We start from the raw sequence: 25,956 nt of genomic DNA on the forward strand, positions 1-25,956 counted from the left end.
GCTCCTTCTAACTCGCCGGATAGGCGACGGACTTCACTTCGGTGTACTGGTCGAACCCGCAGAGCCCGTTCTGCCGTCCGACACCGCTGTCCTTGTAGCCGCCGAACGGTGTGTCGGCGCCGTAGCCCACCGTGCCGTTGACGCCGATGAATCCGGCGCGCAACCGTTTACCGACGGCAAGGGCGCGCTCGAGCGTCCCGGCCATCACATTGCCCGCGAGCCCGTACGGGCTGTCGTTCGCGATCCGCACCGCGTCGTCCTCGTCGTCGTAGGGAATGACCGCAAGCACGGGACCGAAGATCTCTTCCTGCGCGATCGTCATCGCGTTGTCGACGTCGGTGAAAAGCGTTGGCCGCACGAAATATCCCTTATCGAAGCCGGTCGGCGCCTCGGGGCCGCCGACAAGGGCGGTCGCCCCCTCGTCGACGCCCTTCTGGATGTAGCCCAGCACACGTCCGCGCTGTCTTTCCGAGATCACCGGACCGCACAAGGTGCCCGGATCCTGTGGGTCGCCGGGCATCTGGCTTTCGTAGATCCCCCTCAAGATCTCGACGCCTTCGTCGTACCGGGACCGGGGCAGAAGCATTCGGGTGGGGTTGGCGCAGCCCTGTCCGGCGTGCATGCACGGCGCGATGCCCATCATGCAGCCGACCGCGAAGTCGGCATCCTCGAGCACGATGGTGGCAGACTTGCCGCCGAGCTCGAGGAAGAGGCGCTTCAGGGTGGCAGCGCCTTTTTCCATGATTCGCTTGCCGACGACTGTCGACCCGGTGAATGAGATCAGGTCGACCTTCGGTGACAGCGTCAGTTCCTCGCCGACGAAGTGATCCGAGGCGGTGACGACATTGACGACACCCGCTGGAATGTCGGTTTTCTCGACGATCAGCCTGCCCAGCCTCGTCGCGTTGAACGGAGTGTTCGGCGCCGGCTTCAGCACCACGGTGTTGCCGGTCGCCAGCGCTTGGCCGAGTTTCTGGATGGTGACTTCGAACGGGAAGTTCCACGGCACGATCGCGCCGACCACGCCGACGGGTTCACGCCACACGACACGAGTGGTGTTGACGCCGGTGAGCGAGATCAACGCATCGCCGAGCGATGTCTCCCAGGGGTATTCGTCGATCAGCTTGGCCGGGTACCGCAGCGCGTCGGCCAGCGGGGCGTCGAGCTGCGGCCCATAGGTGATCGCCCGGGGACAGCCGACCTCGAGGATGAGTTCCTCGCGAAGCTCCTCCTGCTCCGACTCGATCGCGTCCTGCAGTTGCAGCAGGCACTTCTGCCGAAATGCATGATCGGTCGACCACATCGTCTCGTCGAATGCGCGCCGTGCAGCGTCGATGGCGCGGTGCATATCGTCCTTGGACGCGTCGGCGACCTCACCGATGACTTCTTCGGTGGCCGGGTTGATGTTGGTGAACGTGCCGGATGAACCGTCGACGAGCTTGCCGTCGATCATCATCTTCGATTCGAAACGAACCGTAGGTGTGTCAGCCATTCTCGTCGCGCTCCTTGGTGTGTGGGTCGGGTGCGCCCATGGTCGCGTGCGGCGTGCCTGCGAGGGCGCCGAATCGGGGGATGCCCATCATCAGACGCGTCAGCGTGTGCATCGCGGCGGCGGGTAGCACTTTGTTGGCGATCAACAGCATTCGGGCGTCGGGTCCTACCGAACGCCGGACGAAGGGCTTGGTGCCTTCGAGTGCCTCGGCGAGGCCGGCGGCGAAGCGCTCGGGCGACTTGGCCGCCCGCCTCATCGCCTCGCGCCCGCGCTTGTCCATGGTGTGGTGGTGTCGGGCGTATGGGCCGTCGAGAACCCGGCTGTCCGTGGTGCCCGCGTCGGTGATGATCTCGGTGTCGTAGGTACCCGTCACGAGGATCGTGACGCCGATACCGAACGACGCCACCTCACCGGCCATGGATTCACCCCACCGCTCCAGGGCGCCCTTGACAGCGGAATAGGGTGCGGTGGCGGGCATTCCCCGCACACCGCCCGCACTCGAGATCAGGACGATGCGGCCTCGACCAGCAGCCCGCATCGACGGAAGCAGCGCCTTCGTCAGCGCCACGGGGCCGAAGATGTTGGTGGCGAACATGGTTTCCCATAGACTCATCGGCGCTTCTTCGGTCATGCCCGCTGCGGAGATGCCCGCATTGTGCACGAGCGCGTACGGGGCGCCGACGGCTTCGGTGATCGACTTCGCCGCCGCCGCAACCGATGCGGAGTCAGTGAGGTCGAGCGTGACGCCGATCAGTCGTGGATCGTTCTCAGCCGCGCCCGTCGCCGCGCGTAGCCTCTCCATCCCGGTGTCCACCGACCGCATCGCGCCGACGACCTGCCACCCGCGCTTGTACAGCAGCGCGGCCGAAGCCAGCCCAAGCCCCCGTGAGGCCCCGGTGATGATGACAGACCGAGGTTCAATCATCTCTGGTCTTCGGTCGCACAGCGCATACTCTTGCTACCCGGTTCGACGTCGGGACGGCCGTCCGGCAGCCCCTGCTGCCAGGTCGACCACTTACCGACGGAGTACGGTCCTTCGGCGCCGTTCTCCTCGTAATACCCCTGGGGGTCGTACACCTTCGCCTCGGGGAACGGCCAGGGGCAGGCCACCGATGTGGCCAGTCCGCTCGCCTTGATCGCCCAGAACCACCCGCCATAGGCGAAGTACGAAACGTTGATGATCGCGAACATCACCAGGAACGTGCCGAGAACCGGCTTCCTCGGGAACAGCTTTGCTTTCGCAGCGAGCTTCTCCGCCACCGACTTCCCTGTGTCGTCGCGGTAGACAAGGATGGCCGCCGGGATCATCACGAACGTCACCGAGAGCGACTCCCATATCAGCGGGAATTGGAATGTGCTGCCCGGGAATAACGTTCCGAACGGAATTGCCTGCGAATAGATGTACAGCCCGGTGCGCACCAGGCTGATCTCCAGGATCGCGTCGAAGATGAAGCCGATCACCAGCACCAGTCCCCCGAGGCTGATCAGCGGGTGCCGGGAGACGAAGGACTCCGGCCCGTACTTGGCCTGCCATTTGCGCAAGATCCAGATCGCCGGGAAGTACGGACCGAAATAGAAGGTGACGTAGCCGAAGACGATGAACGGCTCGACCGTCGGCGACATCATGATCAGGTACCAGCTCTCCGGCCAGTGCAGCAGCGCCGGGTTGTACACCGCGTACGGCGACCAGTTCATGATCGGGTCCTGCCACACGATCAGCGTCGTCACCAGAACCATCAGGAGCACCGGGCTGCCGGGGTTCTTCCGCCAGCCGCGGATGAAGACGATGGTCAGCACCACGACCATGATCAAGGCGCCGACCTGCGGAATGACCTGCCAGTGGTCGAACCCGGTCAGGAACTCGACCGGGCGGGGCCGCCCTTCGACATTCGGATTCGCAACCCGGGGGTCGACTTCGGTGCGCCCGACGGCCGCGAACAACCCTAGGAAGCCGAGCCACGCAAACAGTGAGATCCACCGCCCCCAGTTCGGGCCTGTGCGCGCAGTGCCCGGAGACCCAGCCTGTGACTCGAGCGGTGAAGATTCCTGTGTCGTCATGTCAGGCTTCCTCACCGAATCGGTCGACTAGTTGGGAGTTGACGCCGTCCGGGTCGAGTGTCCTTGCCACCAGGTAGCCGGAGCCCATCCACGCGCGGCGGGTCCATTTGCCAAGCGACACACGGGTTCCCGGGGCGCCGGAAGCAGCAGGCATCATCTTGACTCGCTCGAGCGCCTCCTTGACGCCGCGCGGGCTCAACGGATGGGCATCGGTGAAGGCGCGCACCAGAGTGGCGGCGACGTCGTGGTTGACCACCGACACGCAGTACTCGGGTCGACTGCCGTTGTACTTTTCCGCATACCGATCGAGCCATGCCTGCCCGACCGGGTTGTTCTCGTCGTACTGGTCGACGCCGACCCACCCGAGGAACGCGTTCCACATGATCGGGTTGACCCAGGCGTTCTGAAATGCCGTGGTGGTGAACCGGGGCGGTTCCCAGCCGACGGCCTCGAGCGCGGGGTTGATGAACACGATGCCGAAGCCGAATCCCAGGTGCACGATCGCCTGGGCCTTGGCCTCGTACAGCGTACTCACGGCTTCGTTGATGTCCTGTGCCGTCTGCGCGATCGCCACCTCTGCCACGATCCGGACACCTTTTCTGGCACAGGCACTTCGGAGGTTCCTAAGGTAGCTCTCGCCGATCAGGCTCTGCTCGACCAGCACTCCGATCTCGGTCAGTCCCCGTTTCGCCACCAAGTCGGTCAAGAAGATCGGCTCGTCGGTCATCGATCCCTGGGGGAACGCGAAGGTCCACTCGCCAAGCCAGTCGTCGGTACCCGTCACGCTGATGGCCGGAACCTTGAACCGCTCTTCGATCGCCTCGCGCACCGGAACGCAGTTGTCGGTGATGTTCGGGCCGAACACCACCAGGCAACCTTCGTCGACCAACTCGCCGTGAGCGTCGATCACCGATTTGACCGAGCCCTTGGGCAGGCCTTCCACCTCGCGGTAGATCATCTGCACGGGCCGGTCCATCAATCCTTGTTGGACCGCCTCCTCGAAAACGAGGTCGAAGGTCTGGGTGAACGAGGCTTTCAGCTCCTCGGGGAATCCCGGTGGCAACGTGAAGTCCATCAGGTAGCCGACTTTGATCGGCTCGGCCGTGCTCTCGTAGGACATGCAGCCTCCTGCTGTGTGCGAGCCGTCAGTCGATGGGGGGTTGTTCGGCCAGGTAGGCGTCGATCATCTCGACGAGACCTCGGGTCACCGTCTTATCGTCGGTCAGCGGCCCGGCGATCGCCGCGCGCGCCGCATCGCGGGGGCTCAGTCCCTCGGCGATGAGTTGGCCCGCGGCGATCAACACACGCGTCGACGCCACCTCACGCAAACCACCGGTCTCCAGCCGGCGGATGGCCTGCCCGAGCCGGACGAGTTCGGCGGCGCGTTCGTGCCCAACGCCCGCCTCGTTGACGAGGATCTTCTCCTCGACATCCGGCGTGGGAAAGCCGAAGTCGATGGCGACCATGCGCTGACGGGTCGAGTCCTTGAGGTCTTTCAACACGCTCTGGTATCCGGGGTTGTAGGACACGACAAGGCAGAAACCCGGTGCCGCATCCAATGTCTGGCCGAGCCGCTCGAGCGGCAGTTGGCGCCGGTGATCGGCCAGCGGGTGCAGCACCACCGTGGTGTCCTGGCGCGCCTCGACGACCTCGTCGAGATAGCAGATCGCCCCTTCGCGTACCGCTCGGGTGAGCGGGCCGTCGACCCACTCGGTGTCACCGCCGCGAAGCAGGAAGCGTCCCACGAGATCCGCGGTGGTCAGGTCGTCGTGGCAGGAGACGGTGACGAGCGGACGGTCCAGATCGTGGGCCATCGCTTCGACGAACCGTGTCTTGCCGCAGCCCGTCGGACCCTTCAGCACGACGGACAGGCCCTGTCGGTACGCGGCCTTGAACACCTGCTCTTCGTTGGCCACTGGCACGTAGTAGGGGCGCGGCGGCTTCACCGGCATCGTTTCCTCTCTCGGCTTCCGCTTTCGAGCACACTAGCGCGGAACAGATGTTTGGTTCAAGACTGTAAGTCTCATAAAACCTTGCGGCGCAGGTCCGCGGTCCGCAGTGCGGCACGAAACAGCGGTCCGATGACGTCGGCGAGCTGCGTCGGCTTGGGTATGGACGCGTGCGCCGCGCTGCCGAACACCTTGCGCAGTTCGCCGGTGTCGGTGCCCGCGCCGATCGTCAGGCACAGGCAGCCGATCCCCTGCTGACGGGCTTCGGATAGCGCGCGGCGGGCGTCGGCGGCGCCGTGGACGCGTTCATAGCCGTGGTCGTAGGCCAGTCCGTCGGAGAGCACGACGAGCAGTCGTCGGGATGTACCGGCCTTCTCGCTGATCACCGCGGTGCCGTGGCGAATCGCCGCGCCCAGCCTGGAGTACGCCCCTGGCGTGAGGCTGGCCAGCCGCTGCGACACCTTCGCGTTCAGGTTCTCGTCGAAGCGCTTGACGGGAAACATGTGCACGGTGGACCGCCCCTGTGACTGATAGGCGTAGAGCGCAACGCGATCGCCGAGCTCGTGCAGCGCGATGGTCAGCGCCGCGGCGGCCGTTCGCTGCTGTTCGTGCACCGTCTGGCCGAAAGTCCCTGCCTCTGCGGAGGATCCGGAGACGTCGAGCAGCACGAGCACGGCCAGATCGCGTCGGCGCCGCAGACTGTCGACATACACGGCCTCGGCGGGCGCCGACCCCGCAAGCAATTCCACCCGCGCCTCGACCGCCGCGTCGACGTCGATGTCGTCACCCTGCGCCTGGCGGTGGGCGCGGTCCAGTCCGATGCCGAGTCGGGTCAGCGGCCTGCGCAGCGCATGGACATCGGGGCGTTCCAGTTGGCGGCCCTGCTTGGCGGGCGCGTCGATCTCGTGGACGGTGCACCAGTCGGGCTTGTAGCGCCTCCGGTGGACATCCCACTCCGGGTACTTCCGACCCTCCCCCTCACCGGCCGCGGCGTCGTCGCCTTCAGACGGTGGAGTCGCCGTCGACGTGACCAGACCCGCACCGCGAATTCCGTTGTGCGAACGATGTGTTTGTGTGTCGGCGCCGGGTGGCCCATTGCCGTTGAGTTGTCTGACCCGGCTCAGCATGCGCTGCAGCAGCTTGCCGATCGCACCACCGCCACCGACCGGGCTGGAGAACGGATCCCCGTCGTCGCCGACGACACCATCGGCATCGTCGTCGAGTTCGGCGAGGTTCTTCGACGGGTCGCGGCGGGGGCTGTGGCCCCCCTCGCCGTCTGCTTGACCGACACTCGCTTGGGTGGCGAGCAGGTTTCGAGGCTTCAGCACACCGAAGCTGACGGGCGGGTCGGTAACCTCACCGCTCACGGCGACGGCAAGCGACTCCGCGGGCGAGCCGACGCGCGCGGCCACATCGAGGTCGATGAGCGATCGCACGGAATACGGCAGCAAGTCCTCGTTGGCGGCCAACGCGCGGTGGCCTTCCACGGCGAGGTACTTCCTGGCCAACGCGGCTCGGCGACCGAGTTTCCGCAGGACTTCGGGGTCGAGACCGCCACCGGCGAGCAGCGACGCCTGTACGGTGACCGATTCGAGCTGCCGCTTGGGCGGTTGCGACGCATCGACGAAAACCGTGATGCCGTCGGTCCACGCGGGCTCGCCGGGGCCGCCCGATGCCACCGCCAGCGTGCGGCCCGCCAGCGCCGACGCCAGCAGGGCAAGCCGCTGCGGACCGTCGTCGTCGACCGTCGTCGGACCCGTCTCCACCAGACCTCGCTTGTTGACCAAATATCTGTTCCGACAGTAGTGTCCGGACCCGGGCCAGTCAACGAGCCGGGAGCAGTCATGATCACCTTCGAGGGACAGGTTGCGGTCGTCACAGGTGCCGGGCGCGGGCTCGGCCGCCTCTATGCGATGGAGTTGGCACGACGTGGCGCGTCGGTCGTCGTCAACGATCTCGGCGGGACCATGCACGGCGCAGGCGCCGACAGGTCCGTGGCCGGCCAGGTCGTCGAGGAGATCGCAGCGGCGGGCGGAACCGCTGTCCCGTCTCACGACTCCGTCGACCGTGCGCGGCCTCGCCTGCCGCGCCGAGCCTGCTGACAGATCGCGAAACAGCGACGTTTCGCGATCTCCCCGCAGTGTCGAGCCCCTGATGCGACCCGTCTGAGCGGCGCTTTCCTCGCGTCGGGCCACCAGGCGCGGACCGGGCCTTCTGGTAGCGTTAACCAAACATTGGGTCAGTCAGGCAAACCCGCGACGGGAGTCAGCAGCCGTGGAGGTGTTGTGGGGCGTCCGCCGGTGACGCCGACGAACGCCGGCCAGGCCTACGGCGACGGCACCAGACGCACCGAGATCCTGCAAACCGCGGCGTCGTTGATCGCCAGCTCCGGCCTGCGCACCTCGCTTCAGGAGATCGCGGACGCGGCCGGCATCCTTCCCGGCAGCTTGTATCACCATTTCGAGTCGAAGGAAGCGATCCTCGTCGAGTTGCTCAATCGGTATCACGCCGATCTGGATCGCATCGCCGAGCACGCGCAGGGGAAGCTGGACGACCCGACGTCGTTGTCGGCCTTTGACCGGATCGTCGATCTCAGCGCCGCGATCGCGCAGTGCGCGGTGACCCACGGCGCGGCGCTGCAGATGACCTTCTACGAGGGACACGGTCCGAACAAGGAACTCACCGCCCTGGCGCAACAGCGGCCGACGGCGATCCTGGACGCGATGGCGCAGACGTTGCGGGCCGCCCGCTGGAGCGGCTATCTGCAGTCCGATGTCGACCTGCCCGTCCTCGCCGACCGGCTCGTCCAGGTAATGCTGCAGGTCGGGCTCGACGTGATCCGGTACAACGCCAGCGCCGACAAACTGGCCGATCTGCTGTGCCGGATCCTGTTGGAGGGCCTGGCAACTGGCTCACCAACCGATGCGCAACTCGACGGGTCGGCCGCGTTCATCGCGGCTGACGATGTGGTGAAGTCGTGGAGCGACGACGCCGACGCCGAACCCGGCGACAAGGCGGCCCATGTCCGAGCAGTCGCGCGCGCGGAGTTCGGCCGCAAAGGCTATGAGGTCACGACCATCAGGGATATCGCGTCGGCCGCCCAACTCGGCACCGGCACGGTGTACCGCCTGATCGGGTCGAAGGATCAACTGCTGGCGTCGATCATGCAGTCGTTCGGCGAGAAGGTCGCCGAGGGCTGGACCCGCGTGCTGCGCTCCAACTCATCGGTGATCGAGAAGCTCGATGCATTGAGCTGGGTCAACACCAACGTGCTCGACCGCTTCGGAGACGAGTTCCGCATCCAGCTGGCCTGGATGCGGCAGTCTCCCCCAGACGCACCGAACATCGGCTGGCTCTTCGGCAAGCGCATACGGCAGATGAAAACGCTGCTGGCCGAGGGTATTCGAGCCGGCGAGATCGCGGTCGACAGCCCGGCGAACGAGACGCTGGCGCGGTCGGTCATCGGCGTCGGATGGATACCGGAGAACATCCTGCACGAACTCGGCACGCGGGCGTCGCTCATTCACCAACGCAACACGATGTTGCGCGGAGTCGTAGCGAACGCCGACCGACAGCTCTGACCTGCCGGAAAGCCCATTCTCGAAAATGTGGCCGTGCTTCTCTGAAATGGAGAGTACGTTGTTGGAGCATGCAAACGGTTCGTAGCTTCTGTCGAGTGTGCACATCGGTCTGTGGGATCCTCGTCGACGTCGAAGGCGACGAGGTGATCCGCGTCCGTGGCGATCAGGACCACCCGTTCTCCCGGGGTTACACGTGTGCCAAGGGGCGTGCGCTGCCGCAGTTGCACCACCATCCGGACCGACTCGAACGGCCGCAGATGCGGGTCGACGGCCGGCTGCAGGACACCACTTGGGACGCATGTCTGGACGACCTGAGCACACGGCTCAAGGACATCATCGACCGCCACGGCCCGCAGTCGGTCGGCTTCTACTTCAGCACCATGGAGAGTGCCGGGTTCCGGATGGCGGAGGCCTTGCACGCGGCGATCGGCACCCCGGCCAAGTTCAGCCCGCTCACCATCGACGGCACGGCCAAGCCGTTGGTTTCCGACCTGGTCGGCGGATTCATGGGCCTCTCCGGCCGAACGGATTTCGACAAGACCGACTTCTTGCTGCTCGTCGGCGTGAATCCCGTTGTCTCGCATGGTCACGCGATCTCGATGCCCAATCCCACCGGAACGGTCCGCGAGATCGCCAAGAGGGGGCAGGTGTGGGTCATCGACCCGCGGCGCACGGAGACGGCGCGGCTGGCGACCGGCCACCTTGCGCCGCGTCCGAGCACCGACCATGCGGTGCTCGCGTTCCTGGTTCGCGAGATCCTGCGCGACGGCATGAAGAAGGATGTGCCGGTTCAAGGCGTCGATGCGCTGGCGGCGGCGGTCGAGCCGTTCACCGTGGAGCACACCGCCATGTTCGCGGACGTACCCGAACCCGATTTGATGCACCTGTGCGACGCGGTGCGCAGCGCAACGTGCGTCGCGATCGAGACCGGGACAGGTGTCACCATGACGGCCGATCGGGCCAACGTCACCCAATGGCTTGCATGGGTGCTGATGATCCTCACCGGCGCGATGAACCGGCCGGGCGGAACCTGGTTCCATCCCGGATTCGCCTATCAGCTCGAGACTTTCGGCGACCTGCTGCCGATAACACCGATCGAAGGGTCCTTCGGTCCGGGCCCGAGCAGCCGCCCGGAGGCGCAGGCGTTCATCAACGAATGGCCGTGCGCGGTGCTGCCCGACGAGGTCGAGGCGGGCAACATCCGCGCCCTCATCAACGTCGGCGGCAGCCTCGTCACGTCGTTTCCCGAGACGGGTAAGCTGATCCCGGCACTGCAGAACCTCGAACTGTTCGCGACCACCGAGATCATCGACAACGAGACCACCCAGTTGGCCACTCATGTCCTGCCGACCAAGGACCCGTTGGAACGGCCGGACATCACTATTCACGACATCCTGAGTTCACGCGTGTCCGTGCAGTACACCCCCGCGGTGGTGGAGCCGGTCGGCGAGCGCAGATCGATGTGGTGGGTGTTCGCCGAGATCGGCACGCGACTCGGGTATGAGATGGGCAATCTCGGCGATCCGGCGACGAGCACCGACGACGATGTGCTCACGGTGTTACTGGCCGGCGCCAGAAGCAAATACGACGAAGTGGCGGAAAAGGGTTGGGCGGAGGCCGCTCGCGAGCTGCCGGCGGCATGGGTCGACGAGCACATCGAGCGGATGGGCGGTTGGCGGCTGGCCCCGCCGCTGCTGGTCGACCAGCTCGCGGCCCTGGAAGCACCGGCCCCGTTGGTCATGGTTCCTCGACGGCAACGCAAGAAGCTCAATGCCCAGCTCGACATCCTCGGCGAGCCCGCCGAGATACTCGTCCATCCCGCTGATGGTGCTGCGGCGGGCGTGATCAGCGGTCAGCCGGTGACCGTCCGCAGCGCGAACGGCGAACTGACCGGCATCGCGAAGGTCGATGATTCGATCCGGCGCGGAGCGGTGTCGATTCCGCACGGCCACCACGCGGCCAACGTCAACCGGCTGACGAGCAAGGACGACATCGACGTGGTCACGGGCATGGTGCGCTATTCGGGTATACCGGTCAGCCTGCACCCGGCGTGACTAGCCGAGTCTGACCGGCAGCTTGGCCCATCCGCGCACACTCGCTGTGTGCGCCTTCGCGGCGTTGTCGTAGTCGACTTCCCAGTCGGGCCAGCGCTTGAGTACCTCTTCGAGCACCACTCGCGCCTGCATGCGCGCGAGCGCCGATCCGAGGCAGAAATGCAACCCCTGCCCGAAGCTGAGATGCGCACCGCCGCGGTGGATGTCGAAGCGGTCCGGATCGGCGAAATGCCGTTCATCCCGGTTGGCAGAGCCGTTGAGCAGTAGCATCACCGAGCCCTCGGGAATGACCTGGCCCAGGCATTCGGTATCTCGCGCGAGCGTGCGCGCCTGCACGGGAGACGGTGCCTCGTAACGCAATACCTCCTCGATCGCCCGGGGTATCAACGAGAAATCGTTCGCAAGCTCATGGCGCTGGTCCGGGTGCTCGGCGAGGAGTTGACCCGCGAAGCCGATCAACCGCGTCGTCGTCTCGTTGCCTGCGCCCGCGATCATGCCGGTGTACATCAGCACCTCGGTCCGAGTCAGCCGCCGGCGTGTGCCATCCTCATCCACCTCGGCGTTGAGAAGTTGGGTCATCAGGTCGTCGGAGGGATGGTCGGCCCGCCAGTCGATGTACTCGGCGAACAGCCGGTAGCTGTTGTCGAACAAATCCTGACGTACTCCGCCGAACTTCCCGTCCTTCAGCGTTAGCGAGTCGTTGGAGGTGTCGCGAATGGTCGCCTGGTTGTCCTCGGGAATGCCCAGCAGGTATCCGATTGTCTGCATCGGGATCATCGCACCGATGTCTCCGATGAAGTCGAACCGGTCCGAGCCAACCAGTGGCTCGATCGCGCGCACGCAGTACTCCCGCGTCAGCGGCTCGATCGCCTCCATCCGCCGTGGTGTGAAGACCCGAGAGAGCAACTTGCGATGGAGGTCATGAATGGGTGGGTCCTCGAACAGGATGATCCCGGGAGGGACATCCATGCCGCTGAGGATGACGTCGATCGTGGTGCCGCGCCCCGACCGATAGGTGTCCCAGTTGTGCAGCTCGCGGGCGACGTCCTCATAGCGGCTCAGCGCATAGAAGTTGTATTTCTCGTTGAAGTACAACGGCGCCTCGTCCCGCAGCCGCTTCCAGACCGGGTAGGGATCGTCGTCGATCGCGAAATCGTAAGGGTCGTAATAGACGTCGACCGCGCTCGCGTCCGTCATCGCGCCGCCTCGGACATGACGACCTCGCCGACCCGCTTCAGGTACGGCCAGGCGATGTCCGGCGGCACACCGCCGCACAGCGGCGAAAGGTTCAGCACCTCACCGGCACGCACCCGCGTCACCGCTTCGGAGACGCTGTAGATCCGATGCGACGTCGGGTTGGCCCGAAGCTCGTCGACCGTCTTCACATCGGAGAAGCCCGCGCTGTAGTCGTTGCCCGGATTCCAGTCGGCGTACGCGCGCACGTCGTGCAGCAGGTACTGACCGATTTCGTCCCACGCCTTGTCGACGTCGTCGGCGACGAAGCAGACGGACGGGGTTTCGCGGTCCGGTAGGAAGATCGGCCCGGGTTCGTGCCCGTGCTCATGACAGGCCTCCTGGTATGCCTCCTGCATACCGTCGACGTTCGCGTTGCCGAGCATGCCGAGCCCGTATCGGCCTGCCCGCCGCGCCGCCGCCACCGAGCCGCCGCCCCACATCAGCATCGGGCCGCCCTCGGTGTACGGCTGCGGTGTGGCGTTGATGCGTCTGCCGTCGAAAATCGCCTCGCCGGAGAGCAGTTCGCGCAGCAGGGCCAGTTTCTCGTCGGCGAGCCGCCCGCGGCTGCGCATGTCCACACCGAAGTGTTCGAACTCCTCCGGCCGGTAGCCGAGCGCGAGGATGTAGGTGGCGCGGCCCTTGCTGATGATGTCGAGCACCGCCATGTCCTCGGCGAGGCGGACCGGGTCGTAGAACGGCAGCAGCAGAATCAGGCTGAGCGGGAGGCGTTGGGTGCGTCCGGCGATCGCGGCGGCGAGGATGAGCGGCGACGGTAGATAGCCGTCGTGCGCGCCGTGATGTTCGCAGAGCACGGCGGCGAGGGCGCCGTGGTTCTCGGCCCATTCGCACATGTCCGTCGCGGCGGAGTACAGCTCCACCGTCGGCGCGCCGATCTCGGGAGCGCGCATGTCAAAACGGAGCATGTACATGGCGCCTCCAGTGCTCGATTTCTGCCCTATGGCTGTTCTAGCAGCGAATTCACGACCGTCATGCAGAAATCGCCGAGTCGGCTCATTCGAAGGCGTGCCGCGGCAAGGTGCTCGGCATGTCGAGGCTGCTGAGCAGCCCTGCGGGCGCGTCGATGACGTACGGGATGGCGTTGACGACGCGCATGGCGGTGGCGGCCATCGCGGCGCGGCCCGCCCCGTACCCTTCGGCGTCGCCGAGATTCATCGCGCAGTGGATGTCGGGGTCCCCCTCGATGTCGACGCGATAGGTGGCGTCGAACTCCGATGTCGGCCAGTCGGGCGCGACATCGCGGACCATCCGAATGATGTGTTCGATCACGATCGCCTCCCGGCCGTTGACCACCCCGGCCGCCCTGGTGAGCACCGCCCCGCAGGTGCCCGCCGCGATGGTGCCGAAAGCGACCTCGATATCGCGCTCGGTGAGCCGCCTGTCCAGCGAGCCGCGGACCTCGGAGACATCGACACCGAGGCCGTCGGCCATCAGATGGATCGGCGCCTTCCACGCCATCCAGCAGAAGCAGGGGGTGCAGGCGGCGATCGCGGACGCTCAGGTAGATGCCTGCGACGGTGAACAGAATGCCGCTGGCCCAGCCGAAGATCACCGCGCCCGTGAGCAGGGGCGTCAACTCGGTGTTCACCGCTCGCGCTCGTCCCGTGCGCCGCCACGGGCTTCAGGGTCGAAGTACAGCACCAGGACGAAGATTACAGCGATCAGCCCGAACAGCGTGCCGAGCATGATGAGTTGGCCCACGACGGCCCCTTCCGCATGTCCTCCAGATCGATAATAGTGGACACTATTAAAACCGGTTGGTCAAGGCCGTCTAGGGTGGAGCGCTGTGAACACGTCGGGCCGGGCCGTGCGCAGGCCCCCGGGCGAGGCGCGTCGACTTCTGCTCGACGCCGCCCGTGAGCTGTTCGCGCGCAAGGACTATCGCAGCACGACAACACGTGAGATCGCCGAGACCGCAGGCGTCACGGAGTATCTCTTGTTCCGCCACTTCGGCTCCAAGGCCGGACTGTTCCGCGAAGCGCTGGTGCTGCCCTTCACGAGTATCGTCGATGAGTTCGCCGCGACCTGGCAGACCATCGATCACGAGGCGACCGTCGAGGAGGAATTGGCGCGCCACTTCGTCGAACGGGTCTACGACGTGGTCGTCGAACGCCGGGGTCTGCTTCTCACGCTGGTCGCATCCGAGGCGTTCAGCGACGAGGAGATCGCCGACGCGGGAATCGCCGACATCAGGCGGGCGCTCGGGGTGCTCGGCCGGATCAGCGGCGAGGGAATGCAGTTGCGCGGAATGCAGTCCAGCCAGCCGGATCTGGCTGCGCATTCGACGATGGCGATGATCGTCGGCATGGTCGCGCTGCGGTCGACCTTCTTCGGCACGAAGCCGCCCTCACGGGACGCGATCGTCGATGAACTCGTTCAAGCCACCCTGCACGGTTTCCTGCACCGCGGCGATTAGCCGCGCAGGGTGGCGTGGGGGCTCTGGCCGTAGGCCGACCGGTAGCTCGCCGCGAACCGGCCCGTGTGAGCGAAGCCCCACCGCCGCGCGATTTCCGCGACGGTGACCGTCATCCGGTTGCCGGCCTGCAGGTCGCGATGCGCGTGGTTGAGGCGGACCGTGCGCACGTACTGCATAGGCGTGCAGTCGAGATGTCTGCGGAACATGTATTGAATCGCGCGGGGCGATACGGACACCGCTTCGGCAATGTCTGCGAGAGAGATGTCGCGCTGGGCGTTGTCGTCGATGAAGGCGATGGCCCGGCCCAGCAGCGTCGGCGTGCTGTCGTGCCGATCGACCGCGGTGGGTTCCGTCAGTGCCGTATTGGGGTAGGCCGTCAGGATGGCGGCCGCCAGATGGCGTTGCGCCGCACCCGCGATCAGCGGATTCTGCGCCGCATCCGGGTCGGCCGCGACGGTGTCGCGCATGTAGTCGATCGCAGCGGCCAATTGCCGATTCGCCGCGTCCGACACCGGCGCCGACCCGGTGAGCCGCACGTCGCCGCCGCCGCGATTCTCCGCCAACTGTCCGAGGAAGGCCTTGTCGATGAGAACGGTGTCCCAGCGGCCGCGGTGACAGGCCCCGCTGAACGGCTCGGCCTCGAGTGCGCCTATTGCGCCGACCCGACCGGGTCCGAACACCTCGGGAGGTCCCTGCTTGGTGGCCAATTCCATGGCCCCGGAACGCAGTCGAGCCAGCAGAATCTTCTCGGGCGGCACCATGGTGAAGCTGAAGGTGTAGCCGAAGTCGGCTTCGTCGATACTCGTCGATCCGACGAGCGACCGCACGATGTGTGCGGGCATCGGGACTCCGCGTCGCTGCGCGTCCATCCGGATCCGGCCGAAGAACGCGCTGACGACTTCTTCGGCGACGCTGACGTCATCGGTGTCAAGGAGAACTGAGCACATGAATTCGGCCTCTTCGTCAACGACACGATTTCATCGGCGGCCATCATCCTGAGCCAGCCTCGACGCCGGAGTCATCGCCTCGGCGCCGCAAGTTTCATCTTGCAGAGCCGCCCGCCGATGCGTCAACGCGCAGCCGTGACGAAATGATGACGTCAGGGACTGGCGAAGCCCGCCGCATCGAGAGCCTTCTGGCCCGCTTCCCCGGTCACCAGCTCGACGAACTTGCCGGCCAGGTCGGCGTGCTTCGACTGTGTGAGCGTCGCTATCGGGTAGGTGTTCACGGCATCGGCGGACTCCGGGAAAGGCACCGCGGTCACCGTGTCGCCCGCACCCCGCGCGTCGGTGACGTAGACGAGTCCCGCGTCGGCCTCGCCGCTTCTGACCTTGCCGAGCACGTCGGTCACCTGGGACTCCTCGCTGACGGGGTCCAGTCGCACGCCGGTTGCCTTCTCGATGTGCTCGGTCGCTGAGCCGCACGGCACCTGCGGTGCACACACCACGACGGACAGGCCCGGTTGCGCGAGGTCTTCGAAGGACGCGATGTTCTTCGGATTGCCCGGTGTCGCAACGATTGTCAGTGTGTTGGACGCGAAGTTCACCGGTTGCTCCGCAAGCAGGCCTGCGTCTGCTGCCTTGTCCATGTTCTTGGTGTCCGCGGAGGCGAACACGTCGGCGGGCGCACCCTGCGTCAACTGGGTCACCAGATCGGAGGACCCGGCGAAGGCGAACTGGATGTCGCTGCCCGGGTTGTCGGCCTTGAAACGTTCGCCGATCTCGGTGAACGACTTCTTCAGCGAGGCGGCGGCGAACACGGTGAGCCGGTTACCGTCGCTGCCTGCGTCGCCTGAATAGCCGCATCCGGCGACCGCAAGGCCGATGACGGCGAGGAGAACGGCGGCGTCGCGAACTCTGATCAGCGACACGCGCGCATCATATCCGCAAGTTCGGCTGCGGCTCCCGCTTCTGTCCGCATGTGCGGATCTCTCCCAGACCGCGCTTGCGCCTTAATCGGTTTCGGGCAGCGACGCCCCTACCGCCAGCTCGGCGTACTGTCGCATGAGTCGCAATGCGGTGGCGCGGCTCAGTTCCGGGTCGCGCGCGACGATGCGGTAGCCGAAGTAGTCCTCCATCGACATCAGCGACATCGCTATGTCGTGCGCGGGATGCTGCAAGCGGAACGCCCCGCGGTCTGCGCCGGCGTTCAGAAGGTCGGTGTAGAGGTCGACCTGGTGGTGGTAGATGCCTTGTACATCGCGGCGCTGGTCGAGTTCGAAACCGGCGGAGAGCACGGCCCGCCAGATCGCGCGCCACTCCGCGTCCTCGGGGCCGGTCGGCAGACCGGCAGCCATCGTCATAGTCAGCTGCTCGCACGGGTCGTCGTACTCGGTTCGAAGCCTGAGCCGGTCGTCGTAGAAGCGGACGTCGGAGCGCAGCGCGAGCTCGGAGAGCAGCTGTGCCATGTTCTTGAAGTAGTAGCGCACAGCGTTCGTCGTCAGCCCGAGTTCGGCAGCGAGGTCGGAGAGCTTGAGCGTGGCCAGGTCGTGGCGCTCGATGAGCGCGATGGCGGCATCCATGATGTCGCCACGCCTCTCTACCTGCCGGTTCGGCCGCGCCATGTCTCCGTCACTCCTGTCGCTGCCCGGTGCGGGTCCAACATATTCTGCACTTTCTCTTGCGTCGTGGCTCGCACCGGCGCATAGTTATTTTCCCCTTAGGAAAAAAACTCTTCATGGAACGAGGATAGAAGGTGCGTGCCAGAGACCTCGGCGTGGTCATCGGAAAACACCCGACCGGACCGGCGAACGCCATCACCGACGTCGCGGGCGTGCGGGTCGGCCACACCACCCTCAACGCCGACGGGCCGCCCGCCGTGCACACCGGCGTCACCGTCGTCATCCCTCACGACGACATCTGGACCGAGCCCGTCTTCGCGGGATCGCACCGGCTCAACGGCAGCGGTGAAATGACCGGGCTGGAGTGGATCCGGGAGTCCGGCGAGCTGACCGCCGCGATCGGACTCACCAATACGCACAGCGTCGGCGTCGTCCGTGACGAACTGGTGGCAGCGCAGGTCCGGGCCCGCGGCGAGGGCCTTTACTGGTCGCTGCCTGTAGTCGGTGAGACCTATGACGGTCCGCTCAACGACATCAACGGCTTTCATGTTCGGCCCGAGCACGTGCGATCGGCACTGGACAAGGCTTCCCCTGCCCCGCCTGCCGAAGGCAACGTCGGCGGGGGTACCGGCATGATCTGCCACGGCTTCAAGGGCGGCATCGGCACCGCTTCACGCGTCACTGATACCGCGGCCGGGCAGTACACCGTCGGGGTCCTCGTTCAAGCCAATCACGGTCGGCGCGAACGCCTTCGGATCAACGGTGCACCCGTCGGCGAACTGATCGGACCGTCCCAGGTGCCGCTGCCGGACCTGCCCGCAGGGTACGAACCGGGGTCAGGCTCGATCATCGTCGTGGTCGCCACCGACGCCCCGCTGCTGCCCCATCAGTGCACCCGATTGGCGCAGCGCTCGGCGCTTGCGGTGAGCCGACTCGGTGGAACGGGTGAGCAGTACAGCGGCGACCTGATGCTCGCGTTCGCGACGGGCAACCGCGGTATCCCGCCCTACGCCTGGGACGAGGATGCCGGCACCGCGCGGCCCGAGATATCGCTGCGAATGGTGGCGCCGCAGTTGATGACCCGGCTGTTCGATCTCACGATCGACGCCACCGAGGAGGCCATCGTCAACGCCATGGTTTCGGCCACCACGATGACGGGCCGCAACGGCTTCACCGCTCACGCCATCGATCACGACCTACTACGACAAGCAATGTCCGCCACCCGTCGATTCCAGGAGATCTCATGACCACACCGACCCAGACTGAAGGGCGCCGCCTGACCGGGCACCTCGGCCCCGTCGGCATCGTCTTCATGGTCGTCGCGGCCGCCGCGCCGCTCACCGTGATCGGCGGCAACATGCCGCTGGCCATGGGGCTCGGCAACGGTGCGGGCGCACCGGTGGGATTCGTCATCGCCGCCCTGGTGCTGCTGGTGTTCAGCATCGGCTTCGTGACGATGACGCCGTACGTGCCCGAGGCGGGCGCGTTCTTCTCGTATGTGACCGTCGGTCTTGGCGAGCGAATGGGCAAGGGCATCGCGGTCGTCGCGTTGATCGCCTACACCGCAATACAAATCGGCATCTACGGATACATCGGTTGGGCGATCTCCGACACCGTGAACCACTACGGCGGCCCGACGATCCCGTGGCCGGTTTACGCGTTCGCCGTGCTGGCGATCGTCGCGGTGCTCGGGTACCGGCACATCGAACTGAGCGCCAAGGTGCTCGGGGTGGCTTTGGCTCTCGAGATCGGCATCGTCGTCATTCTGGACATCGTCATGGTCGCCAACCCGGGCCCGGCAGGCGTCACCGTCGCATCCTTCGACCCCGGCGTGTTCACGCAGGGCACGATCGGCATCGCGATCCTATTCGCTTTGACCGGGTTCATCGGCTTCGAGGCCACCGCGGTCTTCCGCGACGAGGCCCGCGACCCGGAGCACACCATCCCCCGCGCCACCTACGCCGCGGTGATCATCATCGGCGCGTTCTACGCAATCACCGTGTGGGCGTTCGTCGTTGCGATCGGTCCGGATCAGGTGACCGGCGTAGCGCAGAAGACGCTCGACGGAGAGGGCAACATGCTGCTGGACACCGCCGGCGACATGCTGGGCACGGCCGGTCGCGACATCATGAACATCCTGCTGCTGACAAGCCTGTTCGCCTGCGTACTGTCCTTCCACAACGTGATCGCTCGCTACCAGTTCGTGCTGGCAGGGAAGGGCCTGCTTCCCGCTCGGCTGGCGAAGGTGCACGACGACCATGAGTCGCCGTCGTTCTCGTCGTTGGTGCAGACCGTCACGGCCGCGGTCATCGTCGCCATATTGGCGATCCTCGGTATCGATCCGCTGGTCGGTGTCTTCGGCTCGATGGCAGGTGTCGCCACGGTGGGCATGGTCATGCTGATGCTCACCACGTCGATTGCGGTGCTGGCTTTCTTCGTGCGCAATCGGGAACGTGCGTCTGGCCTGTTGTGGACGACCCGGATCGCACCTGCGCTGGCCGTGCTGGGGCTGCTCGGCAGCCTGTGGCTGGTGTTGTCGAACTTCACCTTGGTGACCGGCGGCAGCGCGACGCTGAGCACCGTCTTGGCCGCGATTCCGTTCGTGGGGCTGATCGTCGGGTTCCTGGCCTGGCGTCCGTCGCAGTCGCTGTCGGCGGCGGTTTCAACGGACGCTTGAGGTGTTCACCCCTGGTGTCAGTCGCTCTCGGCGATGAACTCGAGGCCGGCGCGAATGGCGGGCCGGTGGCGGAGAATTCGGTAATGCGCCAACCGGCCGAGCCCTCGGGTGGTCAGCAGGTGTGCGCCTGCCCATGATGTGGCCAGACGTTCGGTGGCCGCATAAGGGCTGTCCGGATCGTCGGGGTCGTGGATGAGGAGCAACGGCGGATAGTCGGCTCGTCGACCGATCCGCGTCATGTTGGTCTCTTCCAGCGGCATTGAGATGCGGACTTCCAAGCGGCGGTGCAGGCCGGCGCGGATCCGGTGGCCGAACCCGTGGCGCGCGGCGAACAGGTCGAGATAGAGAGGGAAATCGCCCATGGGCGCCAGGAGGACCAAGCGTCCTACGCTCGCGCCCCTCGCTGCGGCTAATGCAGTTGAATTCGCTCCAAGCGAGTGCGCTACGACCGCGTGGGCGGGCCCGTGGGTCTCGATCACGGCCGCGATCGCGTCCGCGCACTCGGTTGCAGTTGTACGGCCGGGCGCGAGCTTGCCCGGATCGGATTCGTTGTGGCTGGGCAAGTCGAAGGCAATGACGCGATACCCGGCCTCCACCAGCGGTTTGATGAACATTCCCAAATGCGGACGCCGGCCGCCCCAGCCGTGAACCAGATAAATCGGCGCGCCCTCGCCCCATTCCTCACCTGCGATCCGGTGCCCGTCCCAGAACGCCTCTATCGGCTTTCCTGTGGGGACACCAGGCGGCATGCGCAGACTCGACTCGACTACGGGTGGAGTGCACCACAACTCGACTGCCCACCGCGACCCCCAGGCGGGCGCGAATCTCTCGAGTAGGCCGAATATCCGGCGCACTCGGGCCTCCACTGGGGGGAGGATGCCGGAGCCGACGACGTCGAGTGGAGCAATCTCGCCAGTGGTTGTGTGCGCCGCCGCCGGTCCAGATGCCTCTTCAGTCATGAGCCTCGGTTGCGTGCGAAGTGGGCTGGCACGCGTCGACTATATAGCTGGGTTGCGCCGACAACCTTGGTGACCGGCGGCAGCGCGACGCTGAGCACCGTCCTTGCCGCGATTCCGTTCGTGGGGCTGATCGTCGGGTTCCTGGCCTGGCGTCCGTCGCAGTCGCTGTCGTCCGTCTGACGTATTCGTCTCAGGTGCAGCAGCGGGGGTCAAGGACAATGCACAGCGCACCGAGGGCGTCGCGGTGCGGGCGGTGGAAAACGTTCATCCCGCGACGGTCTGACTCGACGAGTCCGGCGCGGCGGAGCTGGCCGAGGTGGTGGCTCACGGTGGATTCGGTAAGGCCGAGAACCTTCGCCAGGTCGCCGCTGTTTTGTTCGCCCTCTTGAGAGCTGAAGAGGTAGGACATGATCTTCACGCGTGCCGGGTCGGCGAGTGCTTTGAGCCGAAGAGCCACATGCAGGGCGTCCTCGTCACTCATCGGTCCCGCCGCTACGGGTGCACAGCAGACCGGCTCAGAGATGTCGATGGTCGGCAGCGTCTTGGGCATGAAGCCATTCTGCCAGGGTCCTTGACATATATCAAAAAGGTGTGCATCATCGCTGTCAGCGCGCTAGTTCGATATATGTCTCACAGGTAGGAGGATCATCATGTCCCGCGTTCAACTGGCTCTCAATGTCGACGACCTCGACGAGGCCATCACGTTCTACTCCACGCTGTTCAACACCCAGCCCGCCAAGGTCAAGGAGGGGTACGCGAACTTCGCCGTCGCCGAGCCGCCGTTGAAGTTGGTGTTACTGCAGAATCCGGGTAAGGGCGGCACGATCAACCACCTCGGGGTGGAAGTCGAGTCCAGCGAGCAGGTGCACGCCGAGCTCGCTCGCCTCTCGGGCGAAGGATTGTTCACCGACGAGGAAATCGGCACCACCTGTTGCTTCGCCACGCAAGACAAGGTGTGGGTCACCGGTCCCGCCGGGGAGAAGTGGGAGGTCTATACGAAACTCGCTGACTCCGACACCTTCGGCTCCAGCCCGCAGCATCCCAGCGACGATGCGGAAGCCGGTGTCTGCTGCGGTGGCACTGCCGCCGAAAACGACAAGGCGGCTGCGGCAAGCTCCTGTTGCTGAGCGAACGCATCATCAGATCGGCGGGCACCTACCACTGGCGGGTGCCCGCCGATTCTCATCTCCGCAACAGTTCATCCGGTGTTTCATTGTGTCTTGATTCGATGACTGTCAATATCGATGGGTGTCTAAGTCGCGGCTCCCGTTGATCGACATCGCGGGGTGTGAGGTTGCACCGCTGGTGCGTGAACCGTTGACCACGGAAGCCGCCGTCGAATTGGCTGGGATGCTCAAGGCATTGTCCGATCCCGTGCGACTGCGGCTTCTCAGCGTGATCGCCAGCCACAGCGGCGCGGAGGCGTGCGTCTGCGACATCTCGACGGGCATCGACCTCACCCAGCCGACCATCTCCCACCACCTCAAAGTGCTACGCAATGCTGGACTGCTGCACAGCCAGCGGCGTGGGTCGTGGGTGTACTACCGCGTGATCCCCGAAGCATTGCAGAAGCTGTCCGTCGTGTTGGGTGCAGACGCGTTGATCGGAGGCCGGTAGTGGCGGGCACCGATCTTCCGCGCCGACTGCTCGCAGAGTTCGTCGGTTCTGCCCTGCTCGTCACCGTCGTCGTCGGTTCCGGTATCGCCGCCGCGCAGTTGTCGGCCAACGATGTCGGATTGCAGCTTCTGGAGAACTCCACGGCCACGGTGTTCGGCATCGCGGTTCTCATCTTGATGTTCGGCCCTGTTTCAGGTGCACACTTCAATCCCGTTGTCACAGGAGCTGACTGGCTTCTCGGTCGCCGTTCGGGTAGCGGCATCGTCGGCAGTGACGCGGTCGCGTATGCCACGGTGCAGGTCATCGGCGCGGTGGCCGGGGCATGGCTGGCCAACGTCATGTTCGACCGCCGCGTTTTCGAACTGGCCACCAAAGAGCGCATCACCATTGGGCATCTCGTCGGCGAGGTCGTCGCGACCGCAGGGTTGGTCACGTTGATTTTCACTCTGGCGCGAACTGGTCGCGCCGGTCTATCCGCGGCGGCGGTCGGCGCGTATATCGGAGCCGCCTACTGGTTCACCAGTTCAACCTCGTTCGCCAACCCGGCGGTCACGGTTGGGCGAATGTTTTCTGACAGCTTCGCCGGCATCGCACCAAGCTCTGCGCCAGGGTTCATCGGTGCGCAGATCGTCGGCGCACTGGTCGGTTTGGCGTTGGTTGTGACCCTTCATCCCGACGCCGCCAAGACGGCTGACGACGTTGTCGTACCGCATCGTCCGACCGGATGGAGAGCAAAGTGACCGATGGCAAGCCCACAGTGCTGTTCTTGTGCACCCACAACGCGGGGCGCTCCCAAATGGCCCTCGGATTCTTCGGTCACCTCGCGGGCGATAACGGTGTCGCGTGGTCGGGCGGATCAGAACCCGGCAACGAGATCAATCCGTCCGCTGTCCAGGCGATGTCTGAGGTGGGTATCGACATCACCGGCGAGTTTCCCAAGCCGTGGACCGACGAGATCGTCCAAGCCGCCGATGTCGTGGTGACCATGGGGTGCGGTGACGCCTGCCCGATCTTTCCCGGTAAGCGGTACGAGAATTGGGAGTTGCCCGACCCCGCCGGTCAGGATGTCGATGCGGTCCGGCCAATCCGCGACGACATCGAAGAACGCGTCCGCAACCTACTCTCCGACTTGGGAATCACGCCAGGTCGCTAGCAGGAGTCACGTCGCAAAGCGCCTCGACGACATACTTGCTCGTCCGTCCGGTCGGTGACGACTGCAATTTTCTAGCGGAGTTCGAGCATGTGTCGGCTCAGCTGTCGTAGTCGACTGCGACCGTTGGGGTGGTGGGATGGCATTGACAGGTCAGTATGAAGCCGGCCTCGACCTCGGCTCTGTTAAGTGCAAAATTTTGCTCCATCGATACTGCTCCTGTTGTGATCCTGGCTTTGCAAGTGCCACACGCGCCGCCGAGACAGGCGTACGGCGCGTCGATGTTGTTTTTCAGCGCGGATTCGAGGACGGTTTCACCCGCGGCGAGTTCCACGGTGTGATTCGCGCCGGACAGCGTGATGGTCACTTCTGACTTGGGAAAGTCATCGACGTGTGCGGGTCGGTTCGTGCCGCGGAACAGTTCGAGGTGTATCCGCTCGGTCGGCACCTCAACAGATGCGAGGTCATCGCGCATTGTCGTGACGAGATCGCTTGGGCCGCACAGGTACCAGCGGTCGATCGAAGTAAGATCGCCGGCGAGCAGGGGTTGAATCATCGCCAGGTCGATGCGACCGCGAAGAGAGGCGGGGTGGTGCGCCTCTGCGGAGCGGATGTGAAAGATGCGTAACCGGTCTGCATATCGAGATTCGAGCTCATCGAGTTCGGTGGCGAACATGGTCGACTCTGCGGTTCGGTTGCCGTAGAAGAGGGTAAAGCAGCTTTCCGTCTCAATCTCCATGGTGGTGCGCATGATCGACATGATGGGCGTGATGCCGCTCCCGGCCGCTACAGCGACATAGTCGCGCCGTGCGAGTGGATCAAGGGGTGCGCCGAAGCTACCCGTGGGCGTCATCAGCTCCAGGACGTCACCGGCTCGCAATGTTTCGACCGCGAAGGTGGAGAACATCCCTCCGTCGATGCGCCTTACGCCGATCGCCAGTTGTCCCGATGTGGCCGAGGTACAAATCGAGTAGTTTCGTCGCACTTCCTGCCCACCGATGTGGTGTCTAACCGTCAGGTGTTGACCTGCCTGGAATCGGAATTGGGCGCTGAGGTGATCGGGAACGTCGAAAGTGACTTTGACGCTGTCTGGTGTCAGGGGCTCCACGCTTTTGACAGGGATCGGGTGGGTGCTGGCATGGCGCGCGGCGGAGGAACGCGGCATTCGGACTGGCAGCAGCGCGGCTAGTTTGCCGTTGAGGCGTTTCCACTCGCGGTACGCCGGGGCGTTTAGCTGCTGCCCGAAGACGGTGCTTATTGCCGCATCGCGCTCGAGGTAGGCGTCCTCATTGCGTCGCCATGCCGCGACGTAGCGGTAGAAGGGAATGGACGGGTGTAGGTGGTGGACCAAGTGATAGTTCTGCGACAACAACAGGGGCGTGAGGATCCACTCTGAGCCGACGCGGTTGCGGGTCGCGCGATAGCGGTTCTCGCGTTGGGTCTCTTCCAGGTCGTGGTGTGGCAGCCAGTCGAACCACCAAGCCAGTACGAACATCGCCACCCGCTCGGGAATCAGGTAGATCAGCGCGAGCATCCACAGGTGTCCGGTGAAGGCAGCCAACACGATGGCTGTCACCGAAAAGGTCATCAAGGCCACCGTTTCGAGAATCTCCGCAGGTGGGCGCCTGCGCAGGTTACGTACCAAGAAACCGATGTATGGCAGATCCATCGCCGGGAAGCGGACGGGTAGCTGCCACCAGGGTGCGGCGCTGACGAAGTGATCGGGATCGGACCCACCCTCATTGGTGTTGCGGTGGTGCTCAATATGGATGAACGCGAACGATTTGAATGAAATCAGAGGCGAGACGAAGAACATCGCTACGCGACCGAAGGCGACGTTGACCCAGCGATGTGAGCTGATCGAGTAATGCGAGGCGTCGTGCAACACGGTGAACAGGACGAAGATTGCTGCGGAGTTCGCGGCGATAGTGGCAATTGCAGGCAAAGTGTCGGTGAGGGCAGCCCACGTTGATGCGCCGAAGAGCGCAAGCGCGAGTGTGAAAATGCCGACTATCGGCCAGGACAGCGTAGGAACCTGCTCGCCCGGATTTGGCAAAGCGTGGTGCGAGGCCACTAGTGGGGGTTTGGACGGTTGGGTCGTAGTCAGCATCGGAGTCCTTCGCGCTTCGGGGTCAGATGCCAACCTACGAACGGCCGGTGTCGGTCAACAAGACCCCCTCGGCCCTCTA

General features: G+C 65.1%; 22 protein-coding genes and 3 pseudogenes. 10 read left to right on the top strand and 15 right to left on the bottom strand.

The window, feature by feature from the left end:
- Positions 1–7: 7 nt before the first annotated feature.
- From C6A82_RS21405 to C6A82_RS21430, 6 genes are all read right to left on the bottom strand, one after another.
- Complete coding sequence (locus C6A82_RS21405; RefSeq protein WP_199193968.1) at positions 8–1,492, bottom strand: aldehyde dehydrogenase family protein; 1,485 nt, start codon at positions 1,490–1,492, stop codon at positions 8–10.
- Positions 1,485–2,417, bottom strand: coding sequence for an SDR family NAD(P)-dependent oxidoreductase (locus tag C6A82_RS21410; RefSeq protein ID WP_105349119.1), 933 nt, complete (start codon positions 2,415–2,417; stop codon positions 1,485–1,487). Before C6A82_RS21410 ends, C6A82_RS21405 begins: the two co-directional genes overlap by 8 nt.
- Positions 2,414–3,550: a spirocyclase AveC family protein gene (locus C6A82_RS21415; protein WP_105349121.1), complete on the bottom strand. Its 1,137-nt coding sequence runs from the start codon at positions 3,548–3,550 to the stop codon at positions 2,414–2,416. Before C6A82_RS21415 ends, C6A82_RS21410 begins: the two co-directional genes overlap by 4 nt.
- Before the next feature lies 1 nt (position 3,551).
- The gene (locus C6A82_RS21420) at positions 3,552–4,670 is read right to left on the bottom strand and encodes an ABC transporter substrate-binding protein (RefSeq protein WP_105349122.1); all 1,119 of its coding nucleotides are present in this window, start codon (positions 4,668–4,670) and stop codon (positions 3,552–3,554) included.
- 25 nt (positions 4,671–4,695) lie between these two features.
- A complete protein-coding gene (locus tag C6A82_RS21425; protein WP_105349124.1) occupies positions 4,696–5,502 on the bottom strand; it encodes a CbbQ/NirQ/NorQ/GpvN family protein in 807 nt (268 codons plus the stop codon).
- Between the two features lie 71 nt (positions 5,503–5,573).
- Positions 5,574–7,265 (bottom strand): nitric oxide reductase activation protein NorD, encoded by a 1,692-nt coding sequence (locus C6A82_RS21430; protein WP_199193969.1) that lies wholly within the window; start codon positions 7,263–7,265, stop codon positions 5,574–5,576.
- 78 nt (positions 7,266–7,343) lie between these two features.
- Between C6A82_RS21430 and C6A82_RS21435 the strand changes: the two are divergent.
- From C6A82_RS21435 to C6A82_RS21445, 3 genes and pseudogenes are all read left to right on the top strand, one after another.
- Positions 7,344–7,565 (top strand): annotated as a pseudogene (locus C6A82_RS21435) (short-chain dehydrogenase); the annotation flags it as partial.
- A 219-nt stretch (positions 7,566–7,784) separates the two neighbouring features.
- Positions 7,785–9,080 carry a TetR/AcrR family transcriptional regulator gene (locus tag C6A82_RS21440; RefSeq protein WP_105349127.1) on the top strand — a complete coding sequence of 432 codons (1,296 nt, stop codon included), beginning with the start codon at positions 7,785–7,787 and terminating at the stop codon, positions 9,078–9,080.
- A 68-nt stretch (positions 9,081–9,148) separates the two neighbouring features.
- Complete coding sequence (locus C6A82_RS21445) at positions 9,149–11,134, top strand: molybdopterin-dependent oxidoreductase (RefSeq protein WP_105349129.1); 1,986 nt, start codon at positions 9,149–9,151, stop codon at positions 11,132–11,134.
- On the opposite strand, the gene C6A82_RS21450 is transcribed toward C6A82_RS21445, so the two are convergent.
- The 3 genes and pseudogenes from C6A82_RS21450 to C6A82_RS21460 all read right to left on the bottom strand — a co-directional run.
- Positions 11,135–12,331, bottom strand: coding sequence for a cytochrome P450 (locus C6A82_RS21450; RefSeq protein WP_105349131.1), 1,197 nt, complete (start codon positions 12,329–12,331; stop codon positions 11,135–11,137).
- Positions 12,328–13,299 (bottom strand): LLM class flavin-dependent oxidoreductase, encoded by a 972-nt coding sequence (locus C6A82_RS21455; RefSeq protein WP_105349133.1) that lies wholly within the window; start codon positions 13,297–13,299, stop codon positions 12,328–12,330. Before C6A82_RS21455 ends, C6A82_RS21450 begins: the two co-directional genes overlap by 4 nt.
- An 82-nt stretch (positions 13,300–13,381) precedes the next feature.
- Positions 13,382–13,864, bottom strand: a pseudogene (locus C6A82_RS21460) (dihydrodipicolinate reductase); the annotation flags it as partial.
- 310 nt (positions 13,865–14,174) lie between these two features.
- On the opposite strand from C6A82_RS21460, the gene C6A82_RS21465 reads away from it, so the two are divergent.
- On the top strand, positions 14,175–14,804 hold the full coding sequence (locus tag C6A82_RS21465; RefSeq protein ID WP_105349134.1) for a TetR/AcrR family transcriptional regulator: 630 nt from the start codon (positions 14,175–14,177) through the stop codon (positions 14,802–14,804).
- On the opposite strand, the gene C6A82_RS21470 is transcribed toward C6A82_RS21465, so the two are convergent.
- The 3 genes from C6A82_RS21470 to C6A82_RS21480 form a co-directional block, all read right to left on the bottom strand.
- Complete coding sequence (locus C6A82_RS21470; protein ID WP_105349136.1) at positions 14,801–15,751, bottom strand: helix-turn-helix transcriptional regulator; 951 nt, start codon at positions 15,749–15,751, stop codon at positions 14,801–14,803. The two genes, C6A82_RS21465 and C6A82_RS21470, sit on opposite strands and share 4 nt — an antisense overlap.
- 152 nt (positions 15,752–15,903) lie before the next feature.
- Positions 15,904–16,668, bottom strand: coding sequence for a molybdate ABC transporter substrate-binding protein (gene modA, locus C6A82_RS21475; RefSeq protein ID WP_105349154.1), 765 nt, complete (start codon positions 16,666–16,668; stop codon positions 15,904–15,906).
- A gap of 87 nt (positions 16,669–16,755) precedes the next feature.
- Positions 16,756–17,367: a TetR family transcriptional regulator gene (locus C6A82_RS21480; protein WP_105349137.1), complete on the bottom strand. Its 612-nt coding sequence runs from the start codon at positions 17,365–17,367 to the stop codon at positions 16,756–16,758.
- A 131-nt stretch (positions 17,368–17,498) separates the two neighbouring features.
- Between C6A82_RS21480 and C6A82_RS21485 the strand changes: the two genes are divergently transcribed.
- Positions 17,499–18,611 (top strand): P1 family peptidase, encoded by a 1,113-nt coding sequence (locus C6A82_RS21485; RefSeq protein WP_105349139.1) that lies wholly within the window; start codon positions 17,499–17,501, stop codon positions 18,609–18,611.
- Positions 18,608–20,041 carry an APC family permease gene (locus C6A82_RS21490; RefSeq protein ID WP_105349141.1) on the top strand — a complete coding sequence of 478 codons (1,434 nt, stop codon included), beginning with the start codon at positions 18,608–18,610 and terminating at the stop codon, positions 20,039–20,041. The genes C6A82_RS21485 and C6A82_RS21490 overlap by 4 nt, the downstream gene beginning before the upstream one ends.
- A gap of 17 nt (positions 20,042–20,058) precedes the next feature.
- On the opposite strand, the gene C6A82_RS21495 is transcribed toward C6A82_RS21490, so the two are convergent.
- On the bottom strand, positions 20,059–21,000 hold the full coding sequence (locus C6A82_RS21495) for an alpha/beta fold hydrolase (protein ID WP_105349142.1): 942 nt from the start codon (positions 20,998–21,000) through the stop codon (positions 20,059–20,061).
- 190 nt (positions 21,001–21,190) lie between these two features.
- The gene (locus C6A82_RS21500) at positions 21,191–21,550 is read right to left on the bottom strand and encodes an Rv2640c family ArsR-like transcriptional regulator (protein WP_311101461.1); all 360 of its coding nucleotides are present in this window, start codon (positions 21,548–21,550) and stop codon (positions 21,191–21,193) included.
- Between the two features lie 100 nt (positions 21,551–21,650).
- Between C6A82_RS21500 and C6A82_RS21505 the strand changes: the two genes are divergently transcribed.
- The 4 genes and pseudogenes from C6A82_RS21505 to C6A82_RS21520 all read left to right on the top strand — a co-directional run.
- The gene (locus C6A82_RS21505) at positions 21,651–22,127 is read left to right on the top strand and encodes an ArsI/CadI family heavy metal resistance metalloenzyme (RefSeq protein WP_105341686.1); all 477 of its coding nucleotides are present in this window, start codon (positions 21,651–21,653) and stop codon (positions 22,125–22,127) included.
- Between the two features lie 121 nt (positions 22,128–22,248).
- On the top strand, positions 22,249–22,617 hold the full coding sequence (locus tag C6A82_RS21510) for a helix-turn-helix transcriptional regulator (protein ID WP_199193574.1): 369 nt from the start codon (positions 22,249–22,251) through the stop codon (positions 22,615–22,617).
- The gene (locus tag C6A82_RS21515) at positions 22,617–23,357 is read left to right on the top strand and encodes an MIP/aquaporin family protein (RefSeq protein ID WP_105341687.1); all 741 of its coding nucleotides are present in this window, start codon (positions 22,617–22,619) and stop codon (positions 23,355–23,357) included. The genes C6A82_RS21510 and C6A82_RS21515 overlap by 1 nt, the downstream gene beginning before the upstream one ends.
- Positions 23,339–23,770, top strand: a pseudogene (locus C6A82_RS21520) (arsenate reductase ArsC); the annotation flags it as partial. The gene C6A82_RS21515 and the pseudogene C6A82_RS21520, both read left to right, overlap by 19 nt.
- 97 nt (positions 23,771–23,867) lie before the next feature.
- Here the strand turns inward: C6A82_RS21520 and C6A82_RS21525 are convergent.
- A complete protein-coding gene (locus tag C6A82_RS21525; protein ID WP_311101462.1) occupies positions 23,868–25,877 on the bottom strand; it encodes a fatty acid desaturase in 2,010 nt (669 codons plus the stop codon).
- Between the last annotated feature and the right edge of the window lie 79 nt (positions 25,878–25,956).

Source organism: Mycobacterium sp. ITM-2016-00318, assembly GCF_002968285.2.
Taxonomy (GTDB): Bacteria; Actinomycetota; Actinomycetes; order Mycobacteriales; family Mycobacteriaceae; genus Mycobacterium.

What these genes read in the sequence shown, in the direction of transcription:
- C6A82_RS21405 (WP_199193968.1), bottom strand. Translation starts at nt 1,492, where the DNA reads ATGGCTGACACACCTACGGTTCGTTTCGAATCGAAGATGATGATCGAC.
- C6A82_RS21410 (WP_105349119.1), bottom strand. Translation starts at nt 2,417, where the DNA reads ATGATTGAACCTCGGTCTGTCATCATCACCGGGGCCTCACGGGGGCTT.
- C6A82_RS21415 (WP_105349121.1), bottom strand. Translation starts at nt 3,550, where the DNA reads ATGACGACACAGGAATCTTCACCGCTCGAGTCACAGGCTGGGTCTCCG.
- C6A82_RS21420 (WP_105349122.1), bottom strand. Translation starts at nt 4,670, where the DNA reads ATGTCCTACGAGAGCACGGCCGAGCCGATCAAAGTCGGCTACCTGATG.
- C6A82_RS21425 (WP_105349124.1), bottom strand. Translation starts at nt 5,502, where the DNA reads ATGCCGGTGAAGCCGCCGCGCCCCTACTACGTGCCAGTGGCCAACGAA.
- C6A82_RS21445 (WP_105349129.1), top strand. Translation starts at nt 9,149, where the DNA reads ATGCAAACGGTTCGTAGCTTCTGTCGAGTGTGCACATCGGTCTGTGGG.
- C6A82_RS21450 (WP_105349131.1), bottom strand. Translation starts at nt 12,331, where the DNA reads ATGACGGACGCGAGCGCGGTCGACGTCTATTACGACCCTTACGATTTC.
- C6A82_RS21455 (WP_105349133.1), bottom strand. Translation starts at nt 13,299, where the DNA reads ATGTACATGCTCCGTTTTGACATGCGCGCTCCCGAGATCGGCGCGCCG.
- C6A82_RS21470 (WP_105349136.1), bottom strand. Translation starts at nt 15,751, where the DNA reads ATGTGCTCAGTTCTCCTTGACACCGATGACGTCAGCGTCGCCGAAGAA.
- C6A82_RS21480 (WP_105349137.1), bottom strand. Translation starts at nt 17,367, where the DNA reads ATGGCGCGGCCGAACCGGCAGGTAGAGAGGCGTGGCGACATCATGGAT.
- C6A82_RS21490 (WP_105349141.1), top strand. Translation starts at nt 18,608, where the DNA reads ATGACCACACCGACCCAGACTGAAGGGCGCCGCCTGACCGGGCACCTC.
- C6A82_RS21495 (WP_105349142.1), bottom strand. Translation starts at nt 21,000, where the DNA reads ATGACTGAAGAGGCATCTGGACCGGCGGCGGCGCACACAACCACTGGC.
- C6A82_RS21500 (WP_311101461.1), bottom strand. Translation starts at nt 21,550, where the DNA reads ATGCCCAAGACGCTGCCGACCATCGACATCTCTGAGCCGGTCTGCTGT.
- C6A82_RS21505 (WP_105341686.1), top strand. Translation starts at nt 21,651, where the DNA reads ATGTCCCGCGTTCAACTGGCTCTCAATGTCGACGACCTCGACGAGGCC.
- C6A82_RS21525 (WP_311101462.1), bottom strand. Translation starts at nt 25,877, where the DNA reads ATGCTGACTACGACCCAACCGTCCAAACCCCCACTAGTGGCCTCGCAC.